The 24,077-nt window shown below is 66.2% G+C and carries 20 protein-coding genes; 2 read left to right on the top strand and 18 right to left on the bottom strand.

From position 1 onward, the window contains the following. Positions 1 to 14: 14 nt before the first annotated feature. From V6M50_RS04090 to V6M50_RS04055, 8 genes are all read right to left on the bottom strand, one after another. Positions 15 to 2,798, bottom strand: coding sequence for a TonB-dependent receptor (locus V6M50_RS04090; protein WP_332817273.1), 2,784 nt, complete (start codon positions 2,796 to 2,798; stop codon positions 15 to 17). Positions 2,799 to 3,048: 250 nt separating this feature from the next. After that, a complete protein-coding gene (locus V6M50_RS04085; protein ID WP_332817272.1) occupies positions 3,049 to 5,853 on the bottom strand; it encodes a TonB-dependent receptor in 2,805 nt (934 codons plus the stop codon). A 158-nt stretch (positions 5,854 to 6,011) separates the two neighbouring features. Beyond that, positions 6,012 to 6,728, bottom strand: coding sequence for a ligase-associated DNA damage response endonuclease PdeM (pdeM, locus tag V6M50_RS04080; protein WP_332817271.1), 717 nt, complete (start codon positions 6,726 to 6,728; stop codon positions 6,012 to 6,014). A gap of 123 nt (positions 6,729 to 6,851) precedes the next feature. Further along, on the bottom strand, positions 6,852 to 7,889 hold the full coding sequence (locus V6M50_RS04075; protein ID WP_332817270.1) for a retroviral-like aspartic protease family protein: 1,038 nt from the start codon (positions 7,887 to 7,889) through the stop codon (positions 6,852 to 6,854). 85 nt (positions 7,890 to 7,974) lie between these two features. Then, on the bottom strand, positions 7,975 to 10,383 hold the full coding sequence (locus V6M50_RS04070; protein ID WP_332817269.1) for a ligase-associated DNA damage response DEXH box helicase: 2,409 nt from the start codon (positions 10,381 to 10,383) through the stop codon (positions 7,975 to 7,977). A 142-nt stretch (positions 10,384 to 10,525) separates the two neighbouring features. Continuing rightward, positions 10,526 to 10,993: an SRPBCC domain-containing protein gene (locus V6M50_RS04065; RefSeq protein ID WP_332817268.1), complete on the bottom strand. Its 468-nt coding sequence runs from the start codon at positions 10,991 to 10,993 to the stop codon at positions 10,526 to 10,528. After that, a complete protein-coding gene (locus tag V6M50_RS04060) occupies positions 10,990 to 11,319 on the bottom strand; it encodes an ArsR/SmtB family transcription factor (RefSeq protein WP_332817267.1) in 330 nt (109 codons plus the stop codon). Before V6M50_RS04060 ends, V6M50_RS04065 begins: the two co-directional genes overlap by 4 nt. Next, positions 11,316 to 11,786, bottom strand: a complete 471-nt coding sequence (locus V6M50_RS04055) for a VOC family protein (RefSeq protein WP_332817266.1) — start codon at positions 11,784 to 11,786, stop codon at positions 11,316 to 11,318. The genes V6M50_RS04060 and V6M50_RS04055 overlap by 4 nt, the downstream gene beginning before the upstream one ends. 280 nt (positions 11,787 to 12,066) lie before the next feature. On the opposite strand from V6M50_RS04055, the gene V6M50_RS04050 reads away from it, so the two are divergent. Next, positions 12,067 to 12,996: a glutaminase gene (locus tag V6M50_RS04050; protein WP_332817265.1), complete on the top strand. Its 930-nt coding sequence runs from the start codon at positions 12,067 to 12,069 to the stop codon at positions 12,994 to 12,996. A 60-nt stretch (positions 12,997 to 13,056) separates the two neighbouring features. Here V6M50_RS04050 and V6M50_RS04045 read toward each other — a convergent pair whose 3' ends face one another. After that, positions 13,057 to 13,437, bottom strand: a complete 381-nt coding sequence (locus V6M50_RS04045) for a septal ring lytic transglycosylase RlpA family protein (protein WP_332817264.1) — start codon at positions 13,435 to 13,437, stop codon at positions 13,057 to 13,059. 99 nt (positions 13,438 to 13,536) lie between these two features. Beyond that, positions 13,537 to 16,113, bottom strand: a complete 2,577-nt coding sequence (gene gyrB, locus V6M50_RS04040; protein ID WP_332817263.1) for a DNA topoisomerase (ATP-hydrolyzing) subunit B — start codon at positions 16,111 to 16,113, stop codon at positions 13,537 to 13,539. 107 nt (positions 16,114 to 16,220) lie between these two features. Here gyrB and V6M50_RS04035 point away from each other — a divergent pair, with 107 nt between their 5' ends. After that, positions 16,221 to 16,655: a hypothetical protein gene (locus V6M50_RS04035; RefSeq protein WP_332817262.1), complete on the top strand. Its 435-nt coding sequence runs from the start codon at positions 16,221 to 16,223 to the stop codon at positions 16,653 to 16,655. 38 nt (positions 16,656 to 16,693) lie between these two features. On the opposite strand, the gene V6M50_RS04030 is transcribed toward V6M50_RS04035, so the two are convergent. The 8 genes from V6M50_RS04030 to V6M50_RS03995 all read right to left on the bottom strand — a co-directional run bounded on the left by V6M50_RS04030 (position 16,694) and on the right by V6M50_RS03995 (position 23,986). Next, positions 16,694 to 17,191 carry a hypothetical protein gene (locus V6M50_RS04030; RefSeq protein ID WP_332817261.1) on the bottom strand — a complete coding sequence of 166 codons (498 nt, stop codon included), beginning with the start codon at positions 17,189 to 17,191 and terminating at the stop codon, positions 16,694 to 16,696. Between the two features lie 2 nt (positions 17,192 to 17,193). Next, entirely contained in the window at positions 17,194 to 17,880 is a 687-nt protein-coding gene (locus V6M50_RS04025; RefSeq protein WP_332817260.1) for a nitroreductase, read from the bottom strand. Then, positions 17,867 to 18,733, bottom strand: coding sequence for an RDD family protein (locus V6M50_RS04020; protein ID WP_332817259.1), 867 nt, complete (start codon positions 18,731 to 18,733; stop codon positions 17,867 to 17,869). The genes V6M50_RS04025 and V6M50_RS04020 overlap by 14 nt, the downstream gene beginning before the upstream one ends. Further along, entirely contained in the window at positions 18,730 to 19,770 is a 1,041-nt protein-coding gene (locus V6M50_RS04015) for a stage II sporulation protein M (protein WP_332817258.1), read from the bottom strand. The genes V6M50_RS04020 and V6M50_RS04015 overlap by 4 nt, the downstream gene beginning before the upstream one ends. Next, positions 19,767 to 21,095 (bottom strand): DUF58 domain-containing protein, encoded by a 1,329-nt coding sequence (locus tag V6M50_RS04010; protein ID WP_332817257.1) that lies wholly within the window; start codon positions 21,093 to 21,095, stop codon positions 19,767 to 19,769. Before V6M50_RS04010 ends, V6M50_RS04015 begins: the two co-directional genes overlap by 4 nt. Further along, positions 21,092 to 21,961, bottom strand: a complete 870-nt coding sequence (locus tag V6M50_RS04005; protein ID WP_443030483.1) for an AAA family ATPase — start codon at positions 21,959 to 21,961, stop codon at positions 21,092 to 21,094. Before V6M50_RS04005 ends, V6M50_RS04010 begins: the two co-directional genes overlap by 4 nt. Positions 21,962 to 22,055: 94 nt before the next feature. Continuing rightward, on the bottom strand, positions 22,056 to 23,294 hold the full coding sequence (locus tag V6M50_RS04000; protein WP_332817256.1) for a DUF4350 domain-containing protein: 1,239 nt from the start codon (positions 23,292 to 23,294) through the stop codon (positions 22,056 to 22,058). Further along, positions 23,291 to 23,986, bottom strand: a complete 696-nt coding sequence (locus V6M50_RS03995) for a DUF4129 domain-containing protein (protein ID WP_332817255.1) — start codon at positions 23,984 to 23,986, stop codon at positions 23,291 to 23,293. Before V6M50_RS03995 ends, V6M50_RS04000 begins: the two co-directional genes overlap by 4 nt. Between the last annotated feature and the right edge of the window lie 91 nt (positions 23,987 to 24,077).

Here is a 24,077-nt window from a genome sequence, read left to right as displayed (position 1 = left end):
GGGGGAGAGACCGGTCAGAACTGGCCGCGCAGCGTCACGCCATAGGTGCGCGGTTCGCCAGGAAAACCAACGAACAGCTGGTTCGCGGTGCCCGCCAGCCCCGATGAGGCGGGGGCCGCGACGGCGCGGAAAGTGCCGCCGCCCTGCAGCGGCATGTCGGCGCCGATCTGGTAATATTTCTTGTTGAGCAGATTCTGGCCCCACAGCTCGACCCCCCAGCGCCGCTCGGGGCCATAGAGGCCGATGCGGCCGTTGAAGATGGCGAAGCCGTCCTGGATCTTCTCGACGTCGAGGTCGGACCCGGTGTTGGTGTCGCTTTGCAGGCGCGTGTCCACATAGACGAGCCCGCTCATCCCCGCGCTGCCGATCGGCGGCGTCCAGCTGATGCCTGCGGTCGCGACATAGCGCGGCGCGTTCGACACCCCGCGGCCGGGAAGCTGGAACAGCACCGGCGACAGCGGCCGTCCGCCCGTGCCCACCAGATTGCGGCGATAGAGGGTGTCGACATAGGTCAGCCCCATGTTCACCGACACATAGCGCGCGGGGCGCAGGAAGGCCTCGATCTCGATGCCCTTCGACCGCACGCCGGGCTTCAACCGGTCGGACGGGCACGCGCCGGTGGCCGCCGACCCGTCCGAATCGGCGCCGTTCAGATCATCCTTGCACGCCTGGATGTTGGTGACCTCGAAATTGACGCCGTTGAAGGTGTTGAGCTGGTAGTTGCTATATTCCTGATAGAAAGCCGCGACATTGACGTCGATGCCGGGGCCGTCCCATTTGATGCCGAGCTCATAGGCGTCGACCTTTTCGCTCGCGAATTGCAGGTCGCTCGCCTCGGGGCGGCCGTTGCCGCTCGTGTTGGCGGGCAGCGCGAGCCGGGCGGCGCAGGCGGGGTCGAAGGTCGTGTTGCACGTCCGGTCGAGCGCCGAGAAGTCGAGGTTGAACCCCCCGGCCTTATAGCCCTTCGACGCCGATCCATAGACCAGCCACTCGGGGGCGGGTTTCCAGCTCAGCACCGCGGTTCCGGTCCATTCATTGTCCTTGAACTTCGTCCCCGCGGTGCCGCGCGGCAGGTCGGGCGCGGTGCTGTTGATGACGCAGGGCAAGGTCGCGAGCGACTGGAAGGGCGAATTGACGATCAGCGGGCAGATCGCATTGTTGAAATTCGCGTCGGCATCCAATGTCTTGCGCTCGCTCGTGTAGCGTGCGCCGATCGTGAAGGTCAGCACGTCGGGGACGATGTCGAAGCTGTTGTGCGTGAACACCGCGAAGTTGCGGCTGCGCTGCGCAAAGGTCGATCCCTGGTTGCCGGTGCCGTTGATCGCGAGCGCCGGCTGGCCGAGCGCGGCGGCGAGCGAGCCGAAGCCCGGACGCGCCGGGTTGGCGATCAGCGCCTGCAGCAGCGAGCGCGTCGCCCCCGGGGGCAGCACCGCGATCGTCCCCTGTACCACCGGCACGTTCACGCACGAGGGGTTCGAGGGCAGCACAGCGCTGGGCAGCGCGCTTGCGAAGAGCAGGCAATTGGCGAATTGTTCGTAATTATTGCCGTAGACGATGTCGTCGTCGACATCGAGTTTCTCGTTCGCATAATAGCCGCCGACGAGCCAGTCGAGCCGCCCGTCGAACGCCTCGCCCTGCAACCGCAGTTCCTGCGTGAACAGGCGGAAACGGCGGTCGAGGTCGGTGCGGCGCAGCACGTCGAGCGCGCTGAAGTCGGCGTCCTGGCCCTGCGCATTCTTGTAATCGCGATAGGCGGTGATCGAGGTCAGCGTCGCCGCGCCAAGCTCCCAATTGAGCTCGCCCGAAACACCCCAATCCTTGGTGTCCGACCGATAGGTGACCCCCGGCGTCGTCGACTGGCGGCGAACGAATTTCGTGTCCGTCGGCGCCACCTGATGGTTTGCGCCGAGCGCCTGCAGGATCGGCAGCAAACTGTTCGCTGATGCCACGGGGAAACCGCCGGGGCCGCGCGCCAGGTTGCGGACGGGGTTGAGCAATATGCCGCCGCAGCAGTTTTCATTGCGTTCGCTGTAATCGGCGATCAGGCGGAATTTCAGCATTTCGCTGGGTTCGAACATCAACTGGCCGCGCACCAGATAGCGGTCGCGGTCGTTGATGTCGGGCTCGCCCGCGGTGGCATTGTCGATGAAACCGTCGCGCTTTTGCCAAACCCCGTCGACGCGGGCCGCCACCTTGTCGCCCAGCGGCGCGTTGATCATGCCGTCGACGCGCCAATAGTCATAATTGCCGTATGACACCGATCCCTTGGCGCCGAAGCGGCCGAGCTCGGGTCCCTTGGTGACGATGTTGATGAGGCCCGCGGTCGAATTGCGCCCGAACAGCGTTCCCTGCGGCCCGCGCAATACTTCGACGCGTTCGATGTCGCCGAGTTCGGACAGGCCGACCCCAGTGCGGCTGCGGTAGACGCCGTCGATGAACAGCCCGACCGAGGATTCGAGGCCGGGATTCTCGCCGACCGTGCCGATCCCGCGGATGCGAGCCGAGAAATTGACTTCGCTCGTCGCGCCCGACACGAGCAGCGACGGGGCGACCTGGCCCAGCGCGCGGACGTCGGTCGCACCGGTCTTTTCGAGCGTCTCGCCGGTGACCGCCGATACCGCAATCGGGACATCGGACAGCGCTTCGCTGCGCCGCGTCGCGGTGACAATGATCGTTTCGTCATTGGTCTCGGCGCCGGCGTCCTGCGCCGCGGCGGGCGTCGCCAGCAGGGCAAGCGACAAAGACAGGCCGGCGGCGCTGGCGCGCAGCAGCCGGGCACGGCGGGAACGGTTTTTCATGGTCATGGCCCTCCTCCACAGGTGTTTTTTTGCGGGAGAGTGTCACGATATTCTATTTGCGGAGCAGCGTATCACGACCGGGCTCGCCCAAGCCAGCACAAGCCCGTGCCGTAACGTCGTTGTACGATGCGCCGCGGCTTTTATGTCACAGCTGTCAGATGTGACGGGTTGACTCGGTTCGACGTTCCGGGCGGGCAAAAAAAGGGCGGGGCACGACGGCCCCGCCCGATGTGTCAGAGATGGCTTGCGATCAGAATTTGCCGCGCAGCGTCACGCCATAGGTCCGCGGTTCGGCAAGGAACTGCGAGAAGATCTGGCGGCCGCCCGGATATTGCGGGTCGGCGAAGGCGCCGCTGACGCCGCCTTCCTGGAACGGCGAGTTGAACGCGACCTGGGCATATTGCTTGTTGAACAGGTTCTGCGCCCAGAGTTCGATGCCCCATTTTTCATCGGGGCCGCGGACGCCGACGCGGGCGTTGAACAGCGCATAACCATTTTGTTCCTTCTGCGGGAACAGGTCCGAACCGGTGTTGTAATCGCTCGTCATGCGGCCATCGATATAGACAAGGCCGGTTAGGCCGCTGCTGCCAATGTCGGGGGTCCAGGTGATGCTGCCGGTCGCGACCAGTTCGGGCGCGTTCGACAGATTGTTGCCCGGCAGCAGGCGGAGCGCCTGATCGAGCGGGGCGCCCGACTTGTTGCCCACCAGGTTGCTGCGATATTTGGTGTTGGCATAGGTCAGGCCGGCGGTCATGCGGAAGTCGCGCGAGGGAACAAGCGAGGCCTCGAGCTCGAAGCCCTCGGTCCGCACGCCATAGCCGACATCGTCCGACGGGCACGCCCCGGTGGCGGCCGCCGCCGCGTTGAAGTTGGGCGCGGTGTTGAACTTGCTCTGGTCGCGGTCGCCGCCGTTCAGGTCCGACGAACAGCCGTTGACCGTCTGGACGAGGAAGACGCTGCCGTTGAACGTGTTGAGCTGGAAGTTCTTGAAATCCGACCGGAAGAAAGTCAGGCCGAGGCCGAACGGACCGGTCGAATATTTCGCGCCCAGTTCATAGCTGTTCACCAGTTCGGGGTCGAACTGGAGGTTGCCGACCAGTGCCTGCGCACCGCCCGCCGCCGCGAAGGTCGTCGTCGGAACGCCACCCACGACCTGGATCGGATTCTTGAGCGCCGAGCGGTCGAGGTTGAAGCCGCCCGCCTTGTAGCCACGCGCGAAGCTCGCATAGACCATCAGGTCGTCGATCGGCTTGTACGACAGGATCGCCGTCCCGGTCCATTCATCCTCGCTGCGGCTGTCGTTGATCGACACGCCGTTCAGCTCGGCGGTCGAATTGCCCTGGCACGCAAGGCCGACGAGGCCGCCCGACACCGCCGCCAGCGCGGGGTTGGTCAGGAACCCGCCGACGAGGTTCTGGACGTTGACGCACGCCGCATTGTCGTTGGTGAAGGTCGCCGAGAACTTCTTCTTGTCGTGGGTGTAACGCACGCCCAGCGTCAGATCGAGCTTGTCGGTGATATGGACGATATTGTGCGTGAACAGCGCCCAGTTGGTGTCCTTCTGATTATAGCGATCGTTGATGCTGCCCTTGTCGCTGATGCTGTCGAGCTGATCGAGCGCCGCGTAGATGGCGGGCGAGGCCGCGCCGAAAGCGGGCGGCCGCGCCGCGACGCAGCCGGGGGACGTCGGCGAATAGAGCCCCGCGAGCCCGCCACCCGAAATCAGGCGGCAAGCTGCAAAGCGGCCGTACTGCGTGCCGAAACGCAGATTGTCGCGCACCGTCAGCTTTTCATTGGCGTAGAAGCCGCCGACGAGCCAGTCGAGCTTACCGTCGAACGCCTCGCCCTGCAGGCGCACTTCCTGCGTGAAGGTGTGGAACTGGCGATAGGCGTCGTCGCTCGGCGCGCGATAGAGGATGTCGACCACGCCATAATCGACGTCGCCCGCCTGGCCCGAACGATATTCGCGATAGCCGGTGATCGAGGTCAGCGTCGCGCCGCCGAAATCATAGTCGATCTGGCCCGAGAAGCCGTAGTCCTTGGTCTTGCCGGCATAGCTGCGACCCGGGCTGACCGAGATATTGCGGCTATAGCCCTGATTGAAGGCGGCCAGCGGCTGGCCAAGGTCGCGCAGCACGTTGATGATGTTGTTGCCGGTGGGTGACGGTACTCCGCCCACCGAAAGCGGCACCGACGGGTTGTTGAGATTGCCGATATATTGGTTGACGCTGCGGTCGATATAGGTCGCGCCGCAGCATTCCTCCTTGCGCGACGTATAGTCGGCGATCAGCCGGATCGACAGCGCGTCGGTCGGTTCGAACAACAGCTGGCCGCGCACGAAATAACGGTCGCGGTTGTTGACGTCGGTATCGTTCGTGGTGTCGTGCAGGAAGCCGTCGCGCTTCACCCAGACGCCGTCGAGACGAAAGGCAAGGGTTTCGCCGATCGGTCCGGTGACGCCGCCGGCGAGGCGCCAATAGTCGTAATTGCCATAGGTGATCTCACCCGTGCCGCCGAATTCGAAGCTCGGTTTTTTCGAATAGATGCTGATCAGGCCCGCCGACGAGTTGCGGCCGCCGAGCGTGCCCTGCGGGCCGCGCTGCACTTCGACGCGGTCGATTTCGCCGAGTTCGTTGAGGCCGATGCCCGAACGCGAACGATAGACGCCGTCGATGAACACGGGGACCGAGCTTTCGAGGCCGGGGTTGTCGCCGACCGTGCCGATGCCGCGGATACGCGCCGAGCCATTGGCTTCCGAACCCGTCGAGGAGACGAGCAGCGAGGGAGCGACCTGGTTCAGCTGGCGAATGTCGTTGGCGCCGCTGTTCTGCAGCGTTTCGGCGCTCACCGCCGAAATCGCGACGGGAACGTCGGACAGGAGCTGCGAACGGCCCTGCGCGGTGACGATGATCGGCGTGTTGTCGCTATCGTCGGTCGCGGTGTCGGCCGGCGCGTCCTGCGCAAAGGCCGGTGCCGAAACGACAGCAATGGCAAGCGATACGCCGAGCGCGCTGGTGCGCAGTAATCGGGCAGCAAGAAGGGAAGATGATTTCATAGCGGGCACTCCTCTCAATATTTCATTATTTTTGTTGCCCGGGGAACATAACTCAATTGCGCGGCCAATCCAGCGGGGGGCACGTATTTGCGTCGTTTTTGAACGGGTGATGCTTTTTGGCCACAGGCGGAAAAGCGCCTGTTCGCTGGGTTTAGGTCTTAGTCCGCGGCGACGGCGCGGCTTGCCGTAGCGTCAGCGGGCGTGTTGCCGCTGCACGGGAAGCGGAGCAGGCGACCTTTTGCGACGAGCATCGCCTGATAGGGACCGGCAAAATTTTCCGCGATCACCCGATCGTCGGCAGCGAGCCCGCCCGTCAGACTGCCAAAAGCGGGCAGGATCAGCCGCCGGTCGTCGCCCGCGAAACAAGGGCGCGAGACATGGCGGCCGCGGAGGTTGAGCCGCAGTTTGGGATGGAAATGCCCCGAAATTTCGGGCCGCATCTCGCCGCCGAGGCTTTGGTGACGAAAGACGATGCCGTCGATGAAAAGCTCGTCGGCGACCTCGCCGCCCCACGCACCGCCGGAGAGCCCGTCGTGATTGCCCGCGATCCACAGCAGCTTTGCCGAAGCGGCCTGCCCGCGCAATCGCTCGGCGACCGCGGGCACGATGCGGTCCGCCGCGTCCTGGTCGTGGAAACTGTCGCCGAGGCACCAGATCGCGCGCGCCTCCGTTCCGGCCGCGAGCGCCGCGAGCCGGTCGAGCGTGTCGTGGCTGTCATAGGGCGGCAACGGCTGGCCGAGCGCGGCATACCAGCTGGCCTTTTCGAGATGCAGGTCGGCGACAATCAGCGCGCCGTGGCGCGGCCAGAACAGCGCCCGGTCGGCCAGCATCTGAAACTGCTGGCCCGCAAAGGCAAAGGTCGGCGCGGCGGACATGGCGCTGCTATGCAGGCGCCGCCCGGTCGTCGCAAGCACCCTTCATATCTCCGCCATCCCGGCCCTTCGACTGCCTTGGCAGGCGCTCAGGATAAACTTTCGCCGGCAAAGAATGACGGCGTCCTAGCTACCCCGCGTCGCCGTGTTTGCGGCGAAGCGTATTTTGGTTTTGTGGCTCGCTTCGTCGGGCAGGTCGAAAACGACGCGCTTGTTCGGGAAATCGATCTCGACGCGGTCGAACAGCGACAGGCTGTCCATCCCGAGCAGCAGTGCGGGCCGCTCGTGGAGGCCCAGCGCGCGAAAGGCCTGGCTGTCGGCGAAGCTGACCGGCAGGTCGTTGACGTCCATCCCGTTGATCACGATCCGCTTGATCGCGGTGCGCACCGCCGGCACCGCCTCGCCGGTCACCGCGTCGAGGATCGTCGCGACAAAGGGAAAGCGGTTCGCGCGCCGCTCGGTGACCAGCTTTTTCAGCGCCATGTTGCCGACGCTTGTTTGGGCGCCGGTGTCGACGATCACATCGATGCGTTTGCCGTTGAGCCGCGCGTCCGACAGGATCAGGCGGCCCGCCGAATTGCGCGCGGTGACGACGATCGCGTCATCGTCGCGGATGATCGGTGACGCGCGGCGCCGCGTTTCCAGGATCTGCATCGTCTCCTTGCGGAAATCGATGAGAATGCGGCGCTCTTCGAGCATATCGACGCCGATCAGCCCCGCCGCACCGATATGCCGGCCGAAAAAGGCGGGCGCCTCGACAGAGGCGAGGTGCAGCTTCGACATCTGGAGCGCCGCGACGCGATAGCTTGGGACCGTAGTCGATCCGCCGATCGTCGCAAGCCGCAGCTTTGCGCCCTCGACCAGCCCGAGCCGGACGGCGAGTTCGCGCGCGATCACCGTCCGCTCGGCGCCCGTATCGACAAGGAAAGAGAAGGGGCCTTGGCCCCCGACCATGACCTTTACCGACATGCGCCGCGACGCGTCGAGGTCGAACGGCTCGATGAAGGGCACCACGGTGATCGGCGGTGCGACGACATCGTCGCTTGGGGCGGGCGCGGCCGCCGGAACGGCCGGCGGCCCGGCGGGGGCCGGGGTCGCGCCGGTCAGCGCGGGGGCGGCGAGCAGCAGCGCCAATAGGACGGACCGCTTGGTAGCCTGGGTCATCGCTGGCATCCTCATTATCTTTGAGCGCAATCTACGCCTCATCGCCCTTCGCAGCAAGCGAAACGCCGATACGGCGAGCAGCCGGCTACTCCGCCCGCATCGCCGTTTCGGCAAGCGTGTCGGCGAGTTCGCCGAGCAGCATGTCGTCGAGGTCGGACGCCGCGACGTTTTCGCGTCCGATCAGGACGAGCACGGGGATCGCGAGCGGGCTGATCCTTGGCAATGCCTGATGCACCATCGTCCCTGCCGCGCGGTCGAGCAGGTCGCCGAGGCGCGCGACGTCGGTGAGCCGTTCGCGTGCGTCGGCCCACGCCGCCTCGAGCAACAGATGGTCGGGCTCATATTTGCGCAGCACGTCGAAGATGAGGTCGGTCGAGAAGGTCACCTGCTTGCCCGTCTTGCGCTTGCCGGGATGCTGGCGCTCGATGAGACCGCCGATCACCGCGACCTCGCGGAAGGCGCGCTTGAGCAGATGCGACCCCTCGACCCATTCGACAAACTCGCCCTCGAGGATCGCGGGGTCGAACAGGGCGGCGGGATCGGTGACCGGGCGCAGCGACCAGATAGCGAGCGCATAGTCCGAGGCAACGAAGCCCAGCGGTTGCAACCCCGCGCGCTCCATCCTTTTGGTGATCAGCATGCCGAGCGACTGGTGGGCATTCCACCCCTCGAACGGATAGACGACCAGATAATGCGCGCCCTCGTGCGGGAAGGTTTCGACAAGCAGCTCGCCGGGGCGCGGCAGGACCGAGCGCAGCGCCTGCATCTCGAGCCAAAAGCGCACATCCTCGGGGAAGCGCTGCCAGCTCGACCGATCGGCAAGGAACCCGCGTACACGGTCTGCGAGCCGCGTGGTGAGCGCCATGCGCGCGCCCATATAGCTCGGGATGCGTGCGGGGCGCGTCGTCGCGCGGACGATCAGGTCGGTGTCGCGGATCGCCTCGACCTCGAGGCTCAATCCGGCGAAGGCAAAGGTGTCGCCGGGGGTCAGCGTGCTCGCGAAATACTCTTCGACGGTGCCCAGCCGCCGCCCGTTCTTGAAGCGCACGTCGAGCGTCGGCGCATCGACGATGATCCCGGCGTTGAGGCGGTGCTGCGCCGCCAATCGCGGATGCGCGATGCGCCACCCGCCCTGCCCGTCGGGCGCGAGACGGCGAAAGCGGTCGTAACTTTTGAGCGCATAGCCGCCATCGCGCACGAAGCCGAGCAGCCGCGCGAAAGTGAGGGCATCGATCCACCGATATGGCGCCGCGCTCTGTATTTCGGCGAGCAGCGCCGCCTCCTTGAACGGCGCGGCGCAAGCGAGCGCCATCACATGCTGCGCGAGCACGTCGAGCGCGCCGGGGCGGAAGCGGTCGGCGTCGCGCTCGCCCGCGTCCACGGCGTCCAATGCGGCCTCTGCCTCGAGATATTCGAAGCGGTTGCCCGGCACGATCAGCGCGCGGCTCGGCTCGTCGAGGCGGTGGTTGGCGCGCCCGATCCGCTGCAGCAGCCGCGACGAACCCTTGGGTGCGCCCATCTGGATCACGCAGTCGACATCGCCCCAGTCGAGCCCGAGGTCGAGGCTCGAGGTCGCGACGAGCGCGCGCAGCCGCCCCTCGGCCATCGCCGCTTCGGCGCGCTGCCGCGCTTCGCGGTCGAGGCTGCCATGGTGGATCGCGATCGGCAGCGACAGGTCGTTGACTTTCCACAACTCCTGGAAGATCAGCTCGGCGAGCCCGCGCGTGTTGCAGAAGATGATCGTCGTGCGGTTCTGCGCGACCTCTGCCATCACCTGATGCACCGCATAGCGCCCCGAATGCCCCGCCCATGGCACCGCGCCCTCGGGCAGCAGGATCTGGATGTCGGGATCGGCGCCGGGTTCGCCCTCAACCAATGTCACCGTTTCGGCGCGGCTGTCGGGGGCCAGCCAGCCGGCATATTGGACGGGATCGGCGATCGTCGCCGAAAGGCCGACGCGGCGGAGGCCGGGCGCGATCGACTGCAGCCGCGCGAGCGCGAGGCTGAGCAGGTCGCCGCGCTTGCCGGGGGCGAAGGCGTGAATCTCGTCGATCACCACCGTTTTCAGGTCGGCGAACATCGTGAAACTGTCGGGATAGGACAGCAGCAGCGACAGCGATTCGGGGGTTGTCAGCAAGATGTTCGGCGGCCGGCTGCGCTGCCGCGCCTTCTTGTCCGAACTGGTATCGCCGCTGCGGCTCTCGACGCTGATGTCGAGCCCCATGTCGGCGACCGGTCCGAGCAGGTTGCGCTCGACGTCGGCGGCAAGGGCTTTCAGCGGCGAGACGTACAGCGTGTGGAGCCGGTCGGTCGGATACCGATACAGATCGACGAGCGTCGGCAGGAAGCCCGACAATGTCTTGCCCGCCCCCGTTGCGGCGACGAGCAGCGCGCTCTCGCCCCGCGCACCCGCGGCGAGCATATCGGCCTGATGCCGCCGCAGCCGCCACCCGCGCGCGGCGAACCAGTCGGTGAAGGGGGCGGGGAGGTCCATGGGTGGAACGTGGGACTGAGAAGACGAGCCGGCAAGTCTTTCTCCCCTCCCGCTGGCGGGAGGGGTCGGGGGAGGGCCTGTTCCGGCACCGTCCCGACCTCGACATGCCCTCCCCTAGCCCCTCCCGCCAGCGGGAGGGGGACTAGAAGCGCTCCGCCATCGCTCCCAGCAGCCCGCGCCAATGCTCGCCCAGCCGCCGCTGGAACAGCATCAGCTCGAACCCGTGGCGTGCGACATGCTTCTGCGGGATCGTATCCCAACCGCGATGCTCGACCGTGACGCGCGTTTCGGCGCCCACGGCTTCAAACCGGACTTCGACTTCGGTCGCCTGACCGTCCTTAAAGCTCGGCAGGCGCCAGCCGAACGCGAGCCGTTCGCCGGGAAGCCAGTGATGCACCGCGCCGATCTCCCACTCCTTGCCATCGTCGAAGCGGGTGACGAGGCGGCCGCCCGGGCCTGCGGGGTCGAAACGCAGCGCGCCGTCGCCGCGCCGCGAAAGCTGGAATAGCGGATGGCCTTGCCACCAGCGACCGATGTCGCGGGTGAAGGCGGTGAACGCCGCATCCGGCGATACCGTAACGCGGAGCGCGACGATGACCGCAGCGGTCATTCCCCACCCCCTTCTACATGCGCCTTGAACGCGGCGAGCTGGTGCGTCCACAGCGCCTCGGTCTCGGCGAGCCATTGCTTGAGCTCCGCGGTCGCCCCATCCTTCAACGAATAGATACGCACGCGCGCGTCGAAGACGGGGTGGCTGTCCTCGACGAGCCCGCCGGCTTTCAGCGCGCGCAGGTGGCGGCTCATCGCCGGCGCCGCGAGGCCGAGTTCGCCCGCGAGCTCGCCCGCGCTGCGCGGTCGCTGGCCCAAGAGCTCGACCGCGCGCCGCCGATAGGGGTCGGCGAGTGCGGCGAGCGTGCGGTCTATGCGCGCGCTCAATCGAGCCGGGTCTTCGTGGTGAAGCCGCCCTCGGCGTCCCATTGCTCGGCGGTCTTTTCCTCGACCGTCACGCCGAAGGTCCAGATATGCCCCTCGGGATCCTTGGCGCGGTAGCTGCGGTCGCCATAGAATTGCGTCTCGGGTTCGGCGATGATCTCGGCCCCTGCGGCGCGCGCCTTCTCGCAATGCGCGTCGATGTCCTCGCCGACGCTCAGCTGGACGTGCACCGATTGCGTATTCTTGCCGCCGATCGACTTGGGGCTCTTGTGATCGTCCGACCATTCATTGCCGACCATCACCGCCGATGTGCCAAAGCCCATTTCCGAATGGGCGAGATTACCGTCGGCGTCGAGCAGCACGAATAAGGGTTCGAAACCGAACGCCTCCTCGAGCCAGCGGAACGCCGCCTTGCTGTCCTGGTAACTGACGGCGCTCGAAAGCCCCTTGCCTCGCGGATGATCGACCATGTCTCTTTCTCCCGATTCGCTGCACTTGATTTCCATAACATAGAATATTTCTAAGAAAATGAAAGTAAATATCCATCCGTCATCCCGGCGAAGGGTGGCGGGAGGCGCGTGACTCCCGACGCGATCTCACCGTCCCGTTCTGCCGCCCCCTTGAGATCCCGGCCTTCCGCCTTTGGCGGAAGTTTATCCTGAGCGCCTGACAAGGCAGTCGAAGGGCCGGGATGACGAGTTGAAGCCAAATCGCTTCATTCGGCTGCGATTCTGGATTAGGCGAAGCGCGATGACCGACGATCTGCGCAATCATATCGACGAAGCGATGACGCTGGCCGCGGCGCATCTCGGCCAGGGGCGCGTCGCCGACTATATTCCGGCGCTCGCGAACGTCGATCCGGACAAGCTCGGTTTCGCACTCGCGCTGCCCGACGGCACCGTCCACACGTCGGGCGACGCCGACGAGCCTTTCTCGATCCAGTCGGTGTCGAAAGTCTTCACGCTCGCGCTCGCGCTGCGGCGCGTCGGCAGTTCGCTGTGGGACAGCGTCGGGCGCGAACCGTCGGGCAGCGCCTTCAACTCGATCGTCCAGCTCGAAAGCGAGCATGGCATCCCGCGCAACCCGCTGATCAACGCGGGCGCGATCGCGACCACCGACCGGCTGATCGACGGGCGGAGCGGCGACGCGGTCGCCGACGAAATCCTCGATTTCATGCGCGCGCGGGCCGGCGACGATGGCGTCGAAATCGACCTCGACGTCGCTTTTTCCGAATCCGAAACCGGCGCGCGCAACCGCAGCCTGTCGCACTTCATGGACGCTTTCGGCAATCTGAAGCATCCGGTCGAGACGGTGGTCGGCGTCTATTTCCGCCAATGCGCGATCGCGATGTCGTGTCGCCAGCTCGCGCGCGCCGGGTTGTTCCTCGCGATGGAGGGGCGCGACCCCCTCACCGGCGAGCAGCTGGTCGAACCGCATCGCGCGCGGCGCATCAACGCGATCATGATGCTGTGCGGCCATTACGATAATTCGGGCGAGTTCGCCTTTCGCGTCGGCCTGCCGGGCAAGAGCGGGGTCGGCGGCGGCATCCTCTGCATCGCGCCGGGGCAGGGATCGATCGCGGTCTGGTCGCCCGCGCTGAACGCGGCGGGAACGTCGCTCGCGGGCGCGGTGGCGCTCGAACATTTCGCTTATGCGGCCGGCTGGTCGGTGTTCGATTGATCTTCCACCGATACGGAAACGACACCGGACCGCCGGGGAGAGCGGGCCGGTGCCGCTAGCTCAATCGTCGAGCAACGTCATGCTGACCTTCGCGGTGCCGCTGCGGTGCATCCCGATTTCCTTGGCGGCGGCGTGCGAAATGTCGATCACGCGCCCGCGGCCGAACGGACCCCGGTCGTTGATGCGTACGACGACGCTCTGGCCGTTTGATATGTTGGTGACGCGGACCTTGCTGCCGAACGGCAACGTCCGGTGCGCCGCGGTCATTTCGCCGGGATCGAACCGTTCGCCGCTCGCGGTGCGATTTCCGGCGAGTTCGTTGCCGTAATAGCTCGCCACGCCGCTGCCGAGTTCGGTATGGTCGCCGCCGCCAGTCTGATCGGGTAATTCCTGAGCAACCCCCGGCATCGCCAGCAGCAGCGGCAGGGCTATTGCCATCATGCGCCGCATATCCGCCTCCCTTTTTTCAGGCTGTGCGGCATCAAGCAGCGACGGGCGGCCCTTGCAAGCCGCCCGCGCTACGCTGTTGGGAATCTGCGCTTAAACGTCGAGATTCGCGACGCTCAGCGCATTGGTCTGGATGAAGTCGCGCCGCGGTTCGACCTCGTCGCCCATCAGTCGCTCGAAGATTTCGTGCGCGACATCGGCCTGTTCGGCCTCGACGCGCAACAGCGAGCGGTTCGACGGGTCGAGCGTCGTTTCCCAGAGCTGCTCGGCATTCATTTCGCCCAGCCCCTTGTAGCGGCTGATCGCGAGCCCCTTGCGGCTGTGCGCGAAGATCGCCTCGAGCAGCTCGGACGGACGCGTGATCGGCGTGACCTTGCCGACGGTGGCGACGGGCAGGTCGCTGTCGCTCGCTTCGGCGTCGTCTTCCGCTGCATCGGCGGCGGCGAGCGCCGCGGCATCGGCCGCTTGCGCCGCGGCGCTGCTGCCCTTCACCAACCGGCCCGGATGCGCATAGGTTTCGGCCTGTTCGGCGGCAAGCTTGTGCAGCCGGCGCCCCTCCTGGCTCGCGAGGAACGCCGCGTCGATCGCGTGATGATCGCTGACCCCGCGCCAGCGCTTTTCGAGCGTATAGCCGCCGCCGCCCGCGACGATCGTCCATTTTGCTTCGGCGCCGCCGGTGAGCGCGCGCTCGGCGGCATTGAGCCACTCGGCGGCGCGTATGCCCGCCGCGGTGCGGCCGGCGCTGTCGAGCGCCGGATCGAGCGCGCCGTTGAGCGCGAGCGCCTCGACCAGCTCATAATTATGGCCGCGCGGGACATAGCGCATCAGCGCGCGCATCCGGCGGCCATGCTCGATCAGGTTGCGCAGGTCGGCGCCCGACCGCGCGCCGCCCGTCGTCTCGAGCATCAGCGCGTCGATGCCGCCGTCGACAAGGTAATTTTCGAGTGCGGTATCGTCCTTGAGATAAACCTCGCTCCGCCCCTTCGCGACTTTGTAGAGCGGCGGCTGGGCGATGTAGAGGTGGCCGCCCTCGATGATCTCGGGCATCTGGCGATAGAAGAAGGTGAGCAGCAAGGTACGGATATGCGCGCCGTCGACGTCGGCGTCGGTCATGATCACGATCTTGTGATAGCGCAGCTTTTCGAGGTTGAACTCGTCGCGGATCCCGGTGCCGAGCGCCTGGATCAGCGTCCCGACTTCCTTCGACGAGATGATGCGGTCGAAACGCGCGCGCTCGACGTTCAAAATCTTGCCCTTCAGCGGCAGGATCGCCTGGATGTGGCGGTCGCGACCCTGCTTGGCCGATCCGCCTGCCGAGTCACCTTCGACGAGGAAAAGTTCGCATTTGGTGGGGTCGCGTTCCTGGCAGTCGGCGAGCTTTCCGGGTAGCGAGGCGATGTCCATCGCGCCCTTGCGCCGCGTCAGTTCGCGCGCCTTTTTCGCGGCTTCGCGCGCCGCGGCAGCGTCGATGACCTTCTGGATCACCGCCTTGGCATAGGCGGGATTTTCCTCGAGCCACTCGGTCATCCGGTCGGCCATCAGGCTTTCGAGCGGCTGGCGTACTTCGCTGCTGACCAGCTTGTCCTTGGTCTGCGAGCTGAACTTCGGATCGGGCAACTTGACCGAGACGATCGCGGTGAGGCCCTCGCGCATATCCTCGCCGGTAAGCGAGACCTTTTCCTTCTTGAGGATTCCCGACTTGTCGCCATAACCGTTGATCGTGCGCGTCAGTGCGGCGCGGAAAGCCGCCAGGTGCGTGCCGCCGTCGCGCTGCGGGATATTGTTCGTGAAGCACAGCACATTTTCATAATAGCTGTCGTTCCATTCGAGCGCGACGTCGATGCCGATGCCGTCGCGTTCGCTGCTGATCGCGATCGGATCGGGCAGCAGCGCATTCTTGTTGCGGTCGAGATATTTGACGAACGCCGCGATGCCGCCTTCGTAAAACAGGTCGTGCGCGACATGTTCGGCATGGCGGGCATCGACGATCTTGATCCGCACCCCCGAGTTGAGGAAAGCGAGTTCGCGATAGCGATGCTCGAGCTTCTCGAAATCGAACTCGAGAACATTCTTGAACGTGTCGGTCGAGGCCTGGAACGTGACGCGCGTGCCCTTCTTGCCCGCCGGGGCGGGGCCGTTGACCTTGAGCGGCGCGACCGAATCGCCATGTTCGAAGCGCATCCAATGCTCTTCGCCGTCGCGCCAGATCGTGAGCTCGAGCCATTCGCTGAGCGCGTTGACGACGCTGACGCCGACGCCGTGCAGGCCGCCCGACACCTTGTAGGCATTGTCGTCGCTGGTGTTCTCGAACTTCCCACCGGCGTGGAGCTGGGTCATGATGACCTCGGCCGCCGAAATGCCTTCCTCGGCATGGATGCCCGTCGGAATGCCGCGGCCATTGTCCTCGACGCTGACCGATCCGTCGCTGTTCAGCGTGATCAGCACGAGGTCGCAGTGGCCCGCGAGCGCTTCGTCGATCGCATTGTCGCTGACTTCGAACACCATGTGATGCAGCCCCGACCCGTCGTCGGTGTCGCCGATATACATGCCCGGCCGTTTGCGCACTGCGTCGAGGCCCTTGAGAACCTTGATCGAATCGGCGCCGTAGGCATTGGAATTGGGCAGGTTGGTATTGGCGCTCGGCGCCGTATTTTCTGGGGTGTCCGTCATATCGATTATATAGGGTCGAAGGACGCAAAACCCAAGCGAAAATGCGGGCTAGCGCGCCATGGCGAGGGGTGTTGCGCGCGCGCGCCGCGGCGGCTAGTTTCGCTCCCATGAAACAACGTCTCGCCATCCCCCTCGCCGCTACGCTCATCCTCTCGCTTGCCGCGTGCAGCCAACCGGCGCCGCCCACCGAAAATGCGCCCGTCGTGAATGGTGAACCGCTCGCGACGCGCGCGGTGATGGTCGGCACCGAGGGGCCGAGCCTGCCCGCCTGTTCGAGCATTTCGCGCGTCAAGGCCGGCGGCACCGACGTCTATTGGGCGCCGGGCGAAACGCGCGCGGTCAAGGCGAAGCTCGCCGGCGGCGTGCGCGTGTCGCTCTGCGAGGCCGCCGAAAACGACGCCTGGTTCGGGGTGGTATTCGACGCCCCGGGAACCGACCCCGATATGTGCGGCGTCGGCAAATCGGTGCCGAACGCACGCGAATATCAGGGTCCGTGTCGCTGGGGCTGGATCAAGGGCGGGACGGTGCAGCTAGGCGGGTGAGTTTAGCCGTTGCCCCGCGAAGGCGGGGGCGACGATGGCTATCGGCAATCCTCGATCACGCGGCCGATTTCGGACTGCACGGGCAGTGTCAGCGCGCCGCCGGGCGTTTCGAGCGCAAAGCGGCCGCGACTGAACGCAATGCGGTCGAGCCGCGCGTCGCGGTTCGTCAGGTTCGCGCTGCCGCCATCGAAACGGATCTGGTCCGTCCCCGCGCTCGTGCGCAGGCTGACATTGCCGGCGAGCGCCGAGGTCATGCGAATGCCGCCGCTGCTGCACGTCATCGTCAGCAGCGGGCTTGCGCTGCCCGTCGGAACGAAAGCCGCGGTCCGGCTGCCCGCGTCATAGCGCCACGCGCCGGCATCGATCGCGCGGTCTTCCCAGCTTTTGGTCGGCGTGGGCAGCGGGGCGGGCGTTGGTGCCGGGGCAACCGGCTGCGGGGGCGGCGGCGCGACGGGCTTCGGAATCGCCGTGCAGCCCACCAGCGCGAGTGCGAGCGCCCCCGCGACGGCATGGCGAACGGCGGTGCATCTATTCATCTTTAAAATCCCTGCCAATCAATCACTTCGCCCAGCGGTGCGCGCGGCACCGGCCACTGGTTCACCGCTGCATCATCGGCGGCATAGCCGATCGCGAGGCCGGTGAACAAAATCTGCCCGTCGTCCAGTGCCAGCGCACGGCGGACCGTCGCGCCGTACAACGCCCAGCATTCCTGCGGACAGCTGGCGAGCCCGGCGTCGACGAGCAACAGCATCACCGATTGCAACCACATACCCATGTCCGACCATTGCGGCGGACCCATGATGCGCGAACAATGGAGGAAAAGCATCACCGGTGCGCCGAAACCCCGGTAATTCTCCACGAACTGAGCGAGCCGCCGCGCCTTGTCCTCGCGCGGGATGCCGAGCGCCGCGTAAAGCGCCTCGCCGACCCCGAAACGACGCGCCTCCCACGGTTCGGTCAGCCCCTTCGGGTAAATGTCATATTCGGGCTCATAGCCCGCGCGCCCCATCGCGATCCGCGCCGCGACCGCGTCCTTGACCGCCTGCCATGGTTCGCCGGTCAGCACCGTCGCCTGCCATGGCTGGAGGTTGCCCCCCGAGGGCGCGCGCTGCGCCGCGGTGAAGATCTCCTTGAGCAGCGCCGGATCGACCGCCCGGTCGGTAAAGGCGCGCACCGAGCGGCGCTGGTAAAGGGCGGTGGCTACGCTGGCGTCAGTCACTGGCATATTTATCCTCTCGCCGTTTGCCGAACAGCAATTTGCGTTCGAGCCGGGCTTTCAGCTGGCGATAATAGCTGAACAGGAAGACGTCATCCTCCTCGGCCACCGGGCGGCCGATCTTGGCGCGGATCGCATCGGCGACCTCGCGCATCGCACGTGGATCGCGGCCGCGCAGGACGCGTTCGAGTTCCTGAAGCTCGAAAATGCCATAAACGGCGAGCTCGGCCTCGCTGAACCGGATCTCCTCGCCCGCCGTGCTTGTCGCAATATCGGCGTCGAGCTTCGCGCGCTGCGCCATCACCACCCACGTCCCGGCGATCAGGTCGCCCATCCGCATCCGGTCGCGGTTGAACAGCAGGAAGAGGCTCAATGTCAGCGACCAGAGCACGCCGGCTAGGATGGTCCACGCCGACGCCATATCCTCGGCCGCGCTGACCCCCAGCATCATCAGCGGCAGGAACAGTTCGAGCTCGCGGATCAGGTTGCGCGCGACCACCGCATCGGCAGTCAGGCGGCCGCCGTCGCGCGCGACCACGCGAATGCCCATCAGCCGCTTGCCTGGGGTTGCGGCGCGTGAGCCCAGTTCGAAGCCGATGAACCAGAAGGTGCGAAGCAGGAAGAAACCGAACAGCCAGACGATTTCAATCATGTCGCGCGACGCGGCGGCATCAATCCAGTCGAGAAAGAGCGCAAAAAGGATGAGCGCCACCAGCATGAGCATCAGGTCGATCATCAACGCGCCAAAGCGCAGCCCCGAGCTCGCGATCTTCAGCTCGAGGTCGACGCCCTCGGGGGTGATGAACTGGCGGATTTTCTTCGCGCCCGCGGCGCGCAGCTTGGCGTTGGCAGCGGCGGTCATGTCACATCCTCGCGCCGCGGGATGTAATAATAGGCGATCCAGAATAACAGCATCAGCGATCCGATGGCATAGCGCAGCATCGTGTCGGTGATCAGTTGGCGCCCGAACCCTTCGAGCAGCCCGGCGGCGAACAGCATCAGGATGACGCCGATCATCACCTTGCCTGCCGTGCGCCCCGCCTCCGACGCCGCCTGCAGCCGCCCGCGCGCGCCGGGAAAGACGACCGCGGTGCCGATCCGGAGGCCAGCGGCGCCCGACAGCGCGGCGGCGAACAGCTCGGTGGTGCCGTGGATGAACAGCCAGCCGCCGAAATCATAACCGAGCCCCTTGCCGGCAAAAACCGCCATCATCGCGCCGAGCCCGATCCCCTGATAATATTCGAGCATCATCGTCGGCACGCCAAAGGCGAAACCCAGTGCAAAGGACAGGATCGACACCTGGCTGTTGTGGGTGAACAAATAGGTCGCAAAGACGTGCAGCCCGCTTTCGCTGTCGCTCGCGGCCGCCTTGCCATGGCCCAGCGTCGACTGGAGATATTCGACGGTCGCACGCGGATCGCGGCCTCCCGCCATCTCTTCGGGGACAAAATTGAAATACCATTCGGGATTGCTCGCGACGAGCGAATAGCTGGTCAGCGCGCCGAGCAGGATGATCAGCGCGATGATGATCGTTTCCTTCCACACCGATCGCACCGCGGCGGGCCAGTCATAGAGGAAGAAGCGGCGTAGCCGGTTGAGTCGGCTCTCGCGCACGCCATAGACGAGGAAATAGCCGCGGATCGACAGCGCCTCGAGATGCCCGAGCAGCGCCTTGTCGAGGCTGGTCGCGCGCGCGATCGACAGCGACGACAGCGTCGCGCGATAGAGCAAGGGCAGCTGGAGCAATTCGTCGCTGGTCAGCGCTGCGGCGCCCTTCTTCTCCAGCTTGGTGAGGAGCAGATCAAAGGCGATCCAGTCGGCTTCGCGCTCGGCGCGAAAGCGGCTGGTCGAAAAGCTCGGGGCGTCGAGCGCGCGGGCGGGGGTGGCCGAAGGGATCACAGGCTGCCCGCCCGCTTGATGCCGAGATAGGCCTCGACCGCGCTCGCGCCCATCGCATCGGCGGGCACTTCGATGACGTCGGCGCCCAGCCGTTGCAACCGTGCGATCACCAGCTGCCGGTCGCGCAGCATCGCCGCCGCGACGTTCGACCGCGTGACATCGGCGCCGCTTTCGGGGCGTCGCCGTTCCTCGCTCTCGACCTCTTCGTCCTTGATCACGACGAACAGCAGCCGGTGCTTCTTCACCAGCCGCCCCGCGGCGCGGATCATCAGGTCGGCGCTCGTCGCGTCGGTGAATTCGGTGAACAATATGATCAGCGAGCGGCGGTTGAGCTGCGCGCTGAGCGTCGTCAGCGCGAGGGTGAAATTGCTTTCGACATGGGCATAGTCGATCAGGCTCGCGGCGCGTTGCAGCGCCGGGAAATCCTGCGTGTGCATATAGGCGGGGGTCAGCGCCTGCGGTTTGGCGGCAAAGGAGAAGAAGCTGATCCGGTCGTTGAGCTTCAAACCCACATAAGCGAGGAGCAGCGCCGCCGACACCGCGCGGTCGACGCGCGGCATGCCGCCGACGGGCTCGGCCATCGTCCGTCCGCTGTCGATCGCCAGCACGACGCGATTGTCGCGTTCGACGCGGTATTCCTTGGCGAGCAGCTTGACGTGGCGCGCCGAGGCGTTCCAGTCGATCGCGCGCCGGTCCATCCCCGCCTGATATTCGGCGAGCGCTTCATATTCGCTGCCTTCGCCGCGCAGGCGCTGTTGCCGAAGGCCGAACCAGCTGTTGCGCTGGAACAACCGGCTGCCCTCGTCGGTCACCGCGCGCAGGCTGGGGACGACGCTGATTGCGCCGCCGATCGCGAAGCGCCGCTGTTTCCAGACGAGACCCAGCGGCCCCGCCCAGCGGATCCACAGCGCCTCGATCAGCGCCTGCCCGCGCCGCGACGCGGTGAGCGAGAGCGTTCGTGCCAGCATGTGCGGCGTTCCGTCCTTGGTTGGAACGGCGCGCATGTCGCCCGCCAGCCGCCCGCCCGCGACGAAACGCTCGTCGAGCGCGAGCGCGAGTTCGGCGCGCGGCGGGACCGCCGCGCCGCTCGCGGCGAGCGACAGGTCGAACGGATCGCCAACCCCGACCCGATGCGGAAAACGCGCATCGAGGGCGAGGTGGCGCGGATTGGCGCCCGCGATCGTGTCGAGGATCAGGCACGCGAGGATCACGCCGATCCAGCCGGGTGCGACCAGCCACAACTCGGGCCGGATCAGCCCGAGTGCGAGCGCCATCGGGGCGCCCAGCAGCAGCAAATATATCGCGCGCCGGGTCGGGTAGATCACCGCGGGACGTCCTCGCGTTCGAGCAAGGCCGCGACGATCTGTTCGACGCTGCGCCCTTCGATCTCGGCCGCCGCCGACAGGATGACGCGGTGGCGCAGCACGCCCGCGGCGAGCCGCTGGATGTCGTCGGGGATCACATAGTCGCGCCCGTCGAGCGCCGCCGCGGCGCAGGCCGCGCGCGCGAGCAAAGTCGCGGCGCGCGGGGATGCGCCGCATTCCAGGTCGGCACTCTCGCGCGTCGCGCGCACCAGCCGGACGATATAATCGACGATCTCTTCGGCGAGCCGCACCGTCGCGATCGTATCGATCGCCACGTCGATCGTCTTGGCGTTGGCGACCTCGGTCACGCCGAAATCGCCGACCGCGGGACTTTTGAAGCGCCCGCCATGGTCGGCGACAATCCGCCTTTCCTCGTCAGCGGCGGGATAGTCGACGACCAGCTTGAACAGGAAACGGTCGAGCTGCGCTTCGGGCAGCGGATAGACGCCCTGCTGCTCGATCGGGTTCTGCGTCGCGAGCACGGTGAAGCGCGGGCTCATCACATGCGCCTCGCCGTTGATCGTCACGCGCCGCTCCTGCATCGCCTCGAGCAGCGCGGCCTGCGTCTTGGGCGGGGTGCGGTTGATTTCGTCGGCGAGCAGCAGCTCGGTGAAGATCGGTCCCTTGGTCAGCGTGAAGCTCGAGGTCTGGAAGTTGAACAGGTTCGACCCCAAAATGTCGCCCGGCATCAGGTCGGGGGTGAACTGGATGCGCCCGAACGCGAGGCCCGTCGCACGGGCAAAGGCCTGCGCAAGCAAGGTCTTCGCCGTCCCCGGCGGGCCTTCGAGCAGCACATGGCCGCCCGCGAGCAGCGCGATCGTCACCATGCGGGTGAGCGGTCCCTGTCCGAACACAACCTTGGCGACCTCACCCTCGATCGCGGCGCCGAGGGCTTGGACGCCGTCGATCCCCTTGGTGATATTATTGGCTGTCACGGAGTAAATCCTTCCTGATGTCGTGCAGCGCCTGGGCGTCTGCAAGAAATTCATGGGTGTTGCGCGCGAGCGGCAGGCGCCGCGCGAGACTGGAGAACAGCTCGCTGCCGGCCTCGAGATGCCGGTCGATCCAGCTGTCGGTCGCCGCGTCATCGAGCCCCGGCGGCGCGTGCAGGCGCCGCGCGATCGCGGTGCGCTGACTATGGACATAGGCGAGGGCGCCGTCGAGTTCGCGCCGCGCCTGCTTGATCAGGTCGGCGCTGTTCGCGATCAGCGCCGCTTTCGACACCGGAATCGCCCGGCTTGGTTTCAGCGCGGGGCCAAAACGGATCCACGCCTGCCACAGCGCGAGCAAGCCGGCGGCGATCAGGCAGAGGGTGATGCCGATGAAGGGCGGGACGAAGGCGAAACGGAGCAGCGAACGCCCGCTACCGAAACCGTTCAAGGTCAGGTCGAAGGCGAGCGCGTCGGCTTCGGCGTCTTCGGCGATCGCATCGACCAGCATCGCCGCCGCCCTGGCGCTCTCGCGGTTGGCGAAGGCGAGATTGTTCACAAGGTCGGGATCGGACAGGATATAGATATTGTCGCGGCGATGCTTGGCGAGCACGGCGCCGCCGTGCGGAAATCCGACAAGCGTGTCGAAATCGTCCGCGACGATGACCTGCGAGCGAAGCCCGCGTAGCGGTAACGACATGCGCCGTCCCGCAATGGCGCCGGCTGCCACGGCGCCGCGCGCATGCGCTTCGCTGACGATCTTGTCGATCTTGCCGATCGTTGGGGGCAGCAAGCGCGGCGAAGGGGTGCTGGCGAAGCCGCCCCCCGACCAGCCCGCCTTTTCCGGGTGCTTCCCCACTCGCCATTTCGGCAGGACGATCAGGATCGGTCCGCCGCGGTGCCCTTTCACGACACGCGCAATCTCATCGGGCTTGGTCCGGTGCGTCGGCGTCAGGACGAGCAGTTCGCGCCATTCTTCTTCATAGGTCGGCGCCTCTTCGGTGCGCCGGAGCGAAACGACGGCATCGCTGCGCTCGAGCAGGTCGACGATGCCGGCATAGCCCGGCGCCGCCTTCGACAGTGCATGACCGCCGCCGTCATTGCCGCTCGAAAGCTGCGGACCCAGCGCGATCAGCGCCCAGAGCGCGATGAAGGCGATGATGCCGATCGCGACAACACCCGCGATCAGGCGCGGGTTGAAGCCATGGTCGCTGACCGATGCGCCGCTCATGCGCGCGCCCAATTCTTTGGCACGGTCAGTTCGGCATAGGCGGTGCGGCATTGGTCCCACGCGCGGGCGTCGATCGACCGCCCGCCGAACAGGCTGATCTCGACCGCGCGCGCGATACGGCTGAAGGCGCCCCGCGCGACCGAGGGCAGGTCGCGCGCCTCGGCGAGCTCGCGTGACGTCATCGCGGGCTTGACCAGCCCGGGGCGACGATCGCTGATGTCCTCGACGCTGCGATAGAGCAGCAGGTGCACCGCCTCGGCGAAACGGCCCTCGGCGGCGAGCGCGTCGGCTTCGGCGAGCAGCGCGCGCGCAGCGCCCGCTTCGGCAAGGCCGACGCCGTCCACCGCATCGTCATCGTCCGCCTTGCGCCGGAACGGCAGATTGTCGACCCAGCGGGCAAAGGCGGGGACGAAATGATAGAGGAGGACGAGGATCACCACCGCGACGAAAATCCACAGCAGAGGCTTGGCGGCGGGCGCGCTCCACTGGAAAAAGCTGCCGATCGCGTCGAACAGCGATTTCAGCCATTCGGGCGTTGGCGGCGGCGGCTGTGGCGGCGGGAAGGCGGTCTGGATCTCGCCCCCCGCGATCGTCTGGCTATAGCCCGGATCGACGAGTTCGGGATCGAGCAGCCATCCCTGGCTAGACGTGTCGGCCGCGGTCGACGCCTGGGCGATCCATAAGGATATCATATTGAAAAGATGGCCCCGCCCCGATCGTGCATCGTGAATGGTGGTAGCGCGAGCGGGCGGAGCAAGGCAAGAGATGCTTGCGCGCGAAACT

It is taken from the genome of Sphingopyxis sp., from assembly GCF_036675685.1.
Classification (GTDB): Bacteria; Pseudomonadota; Alphaproteobacteria; order Sphingomonadales; family Sphingomonadaceae; genus Sphingopyxis.
This window is presented reverse-complemented; position numbering and strand designations above follow the sequence as displayed.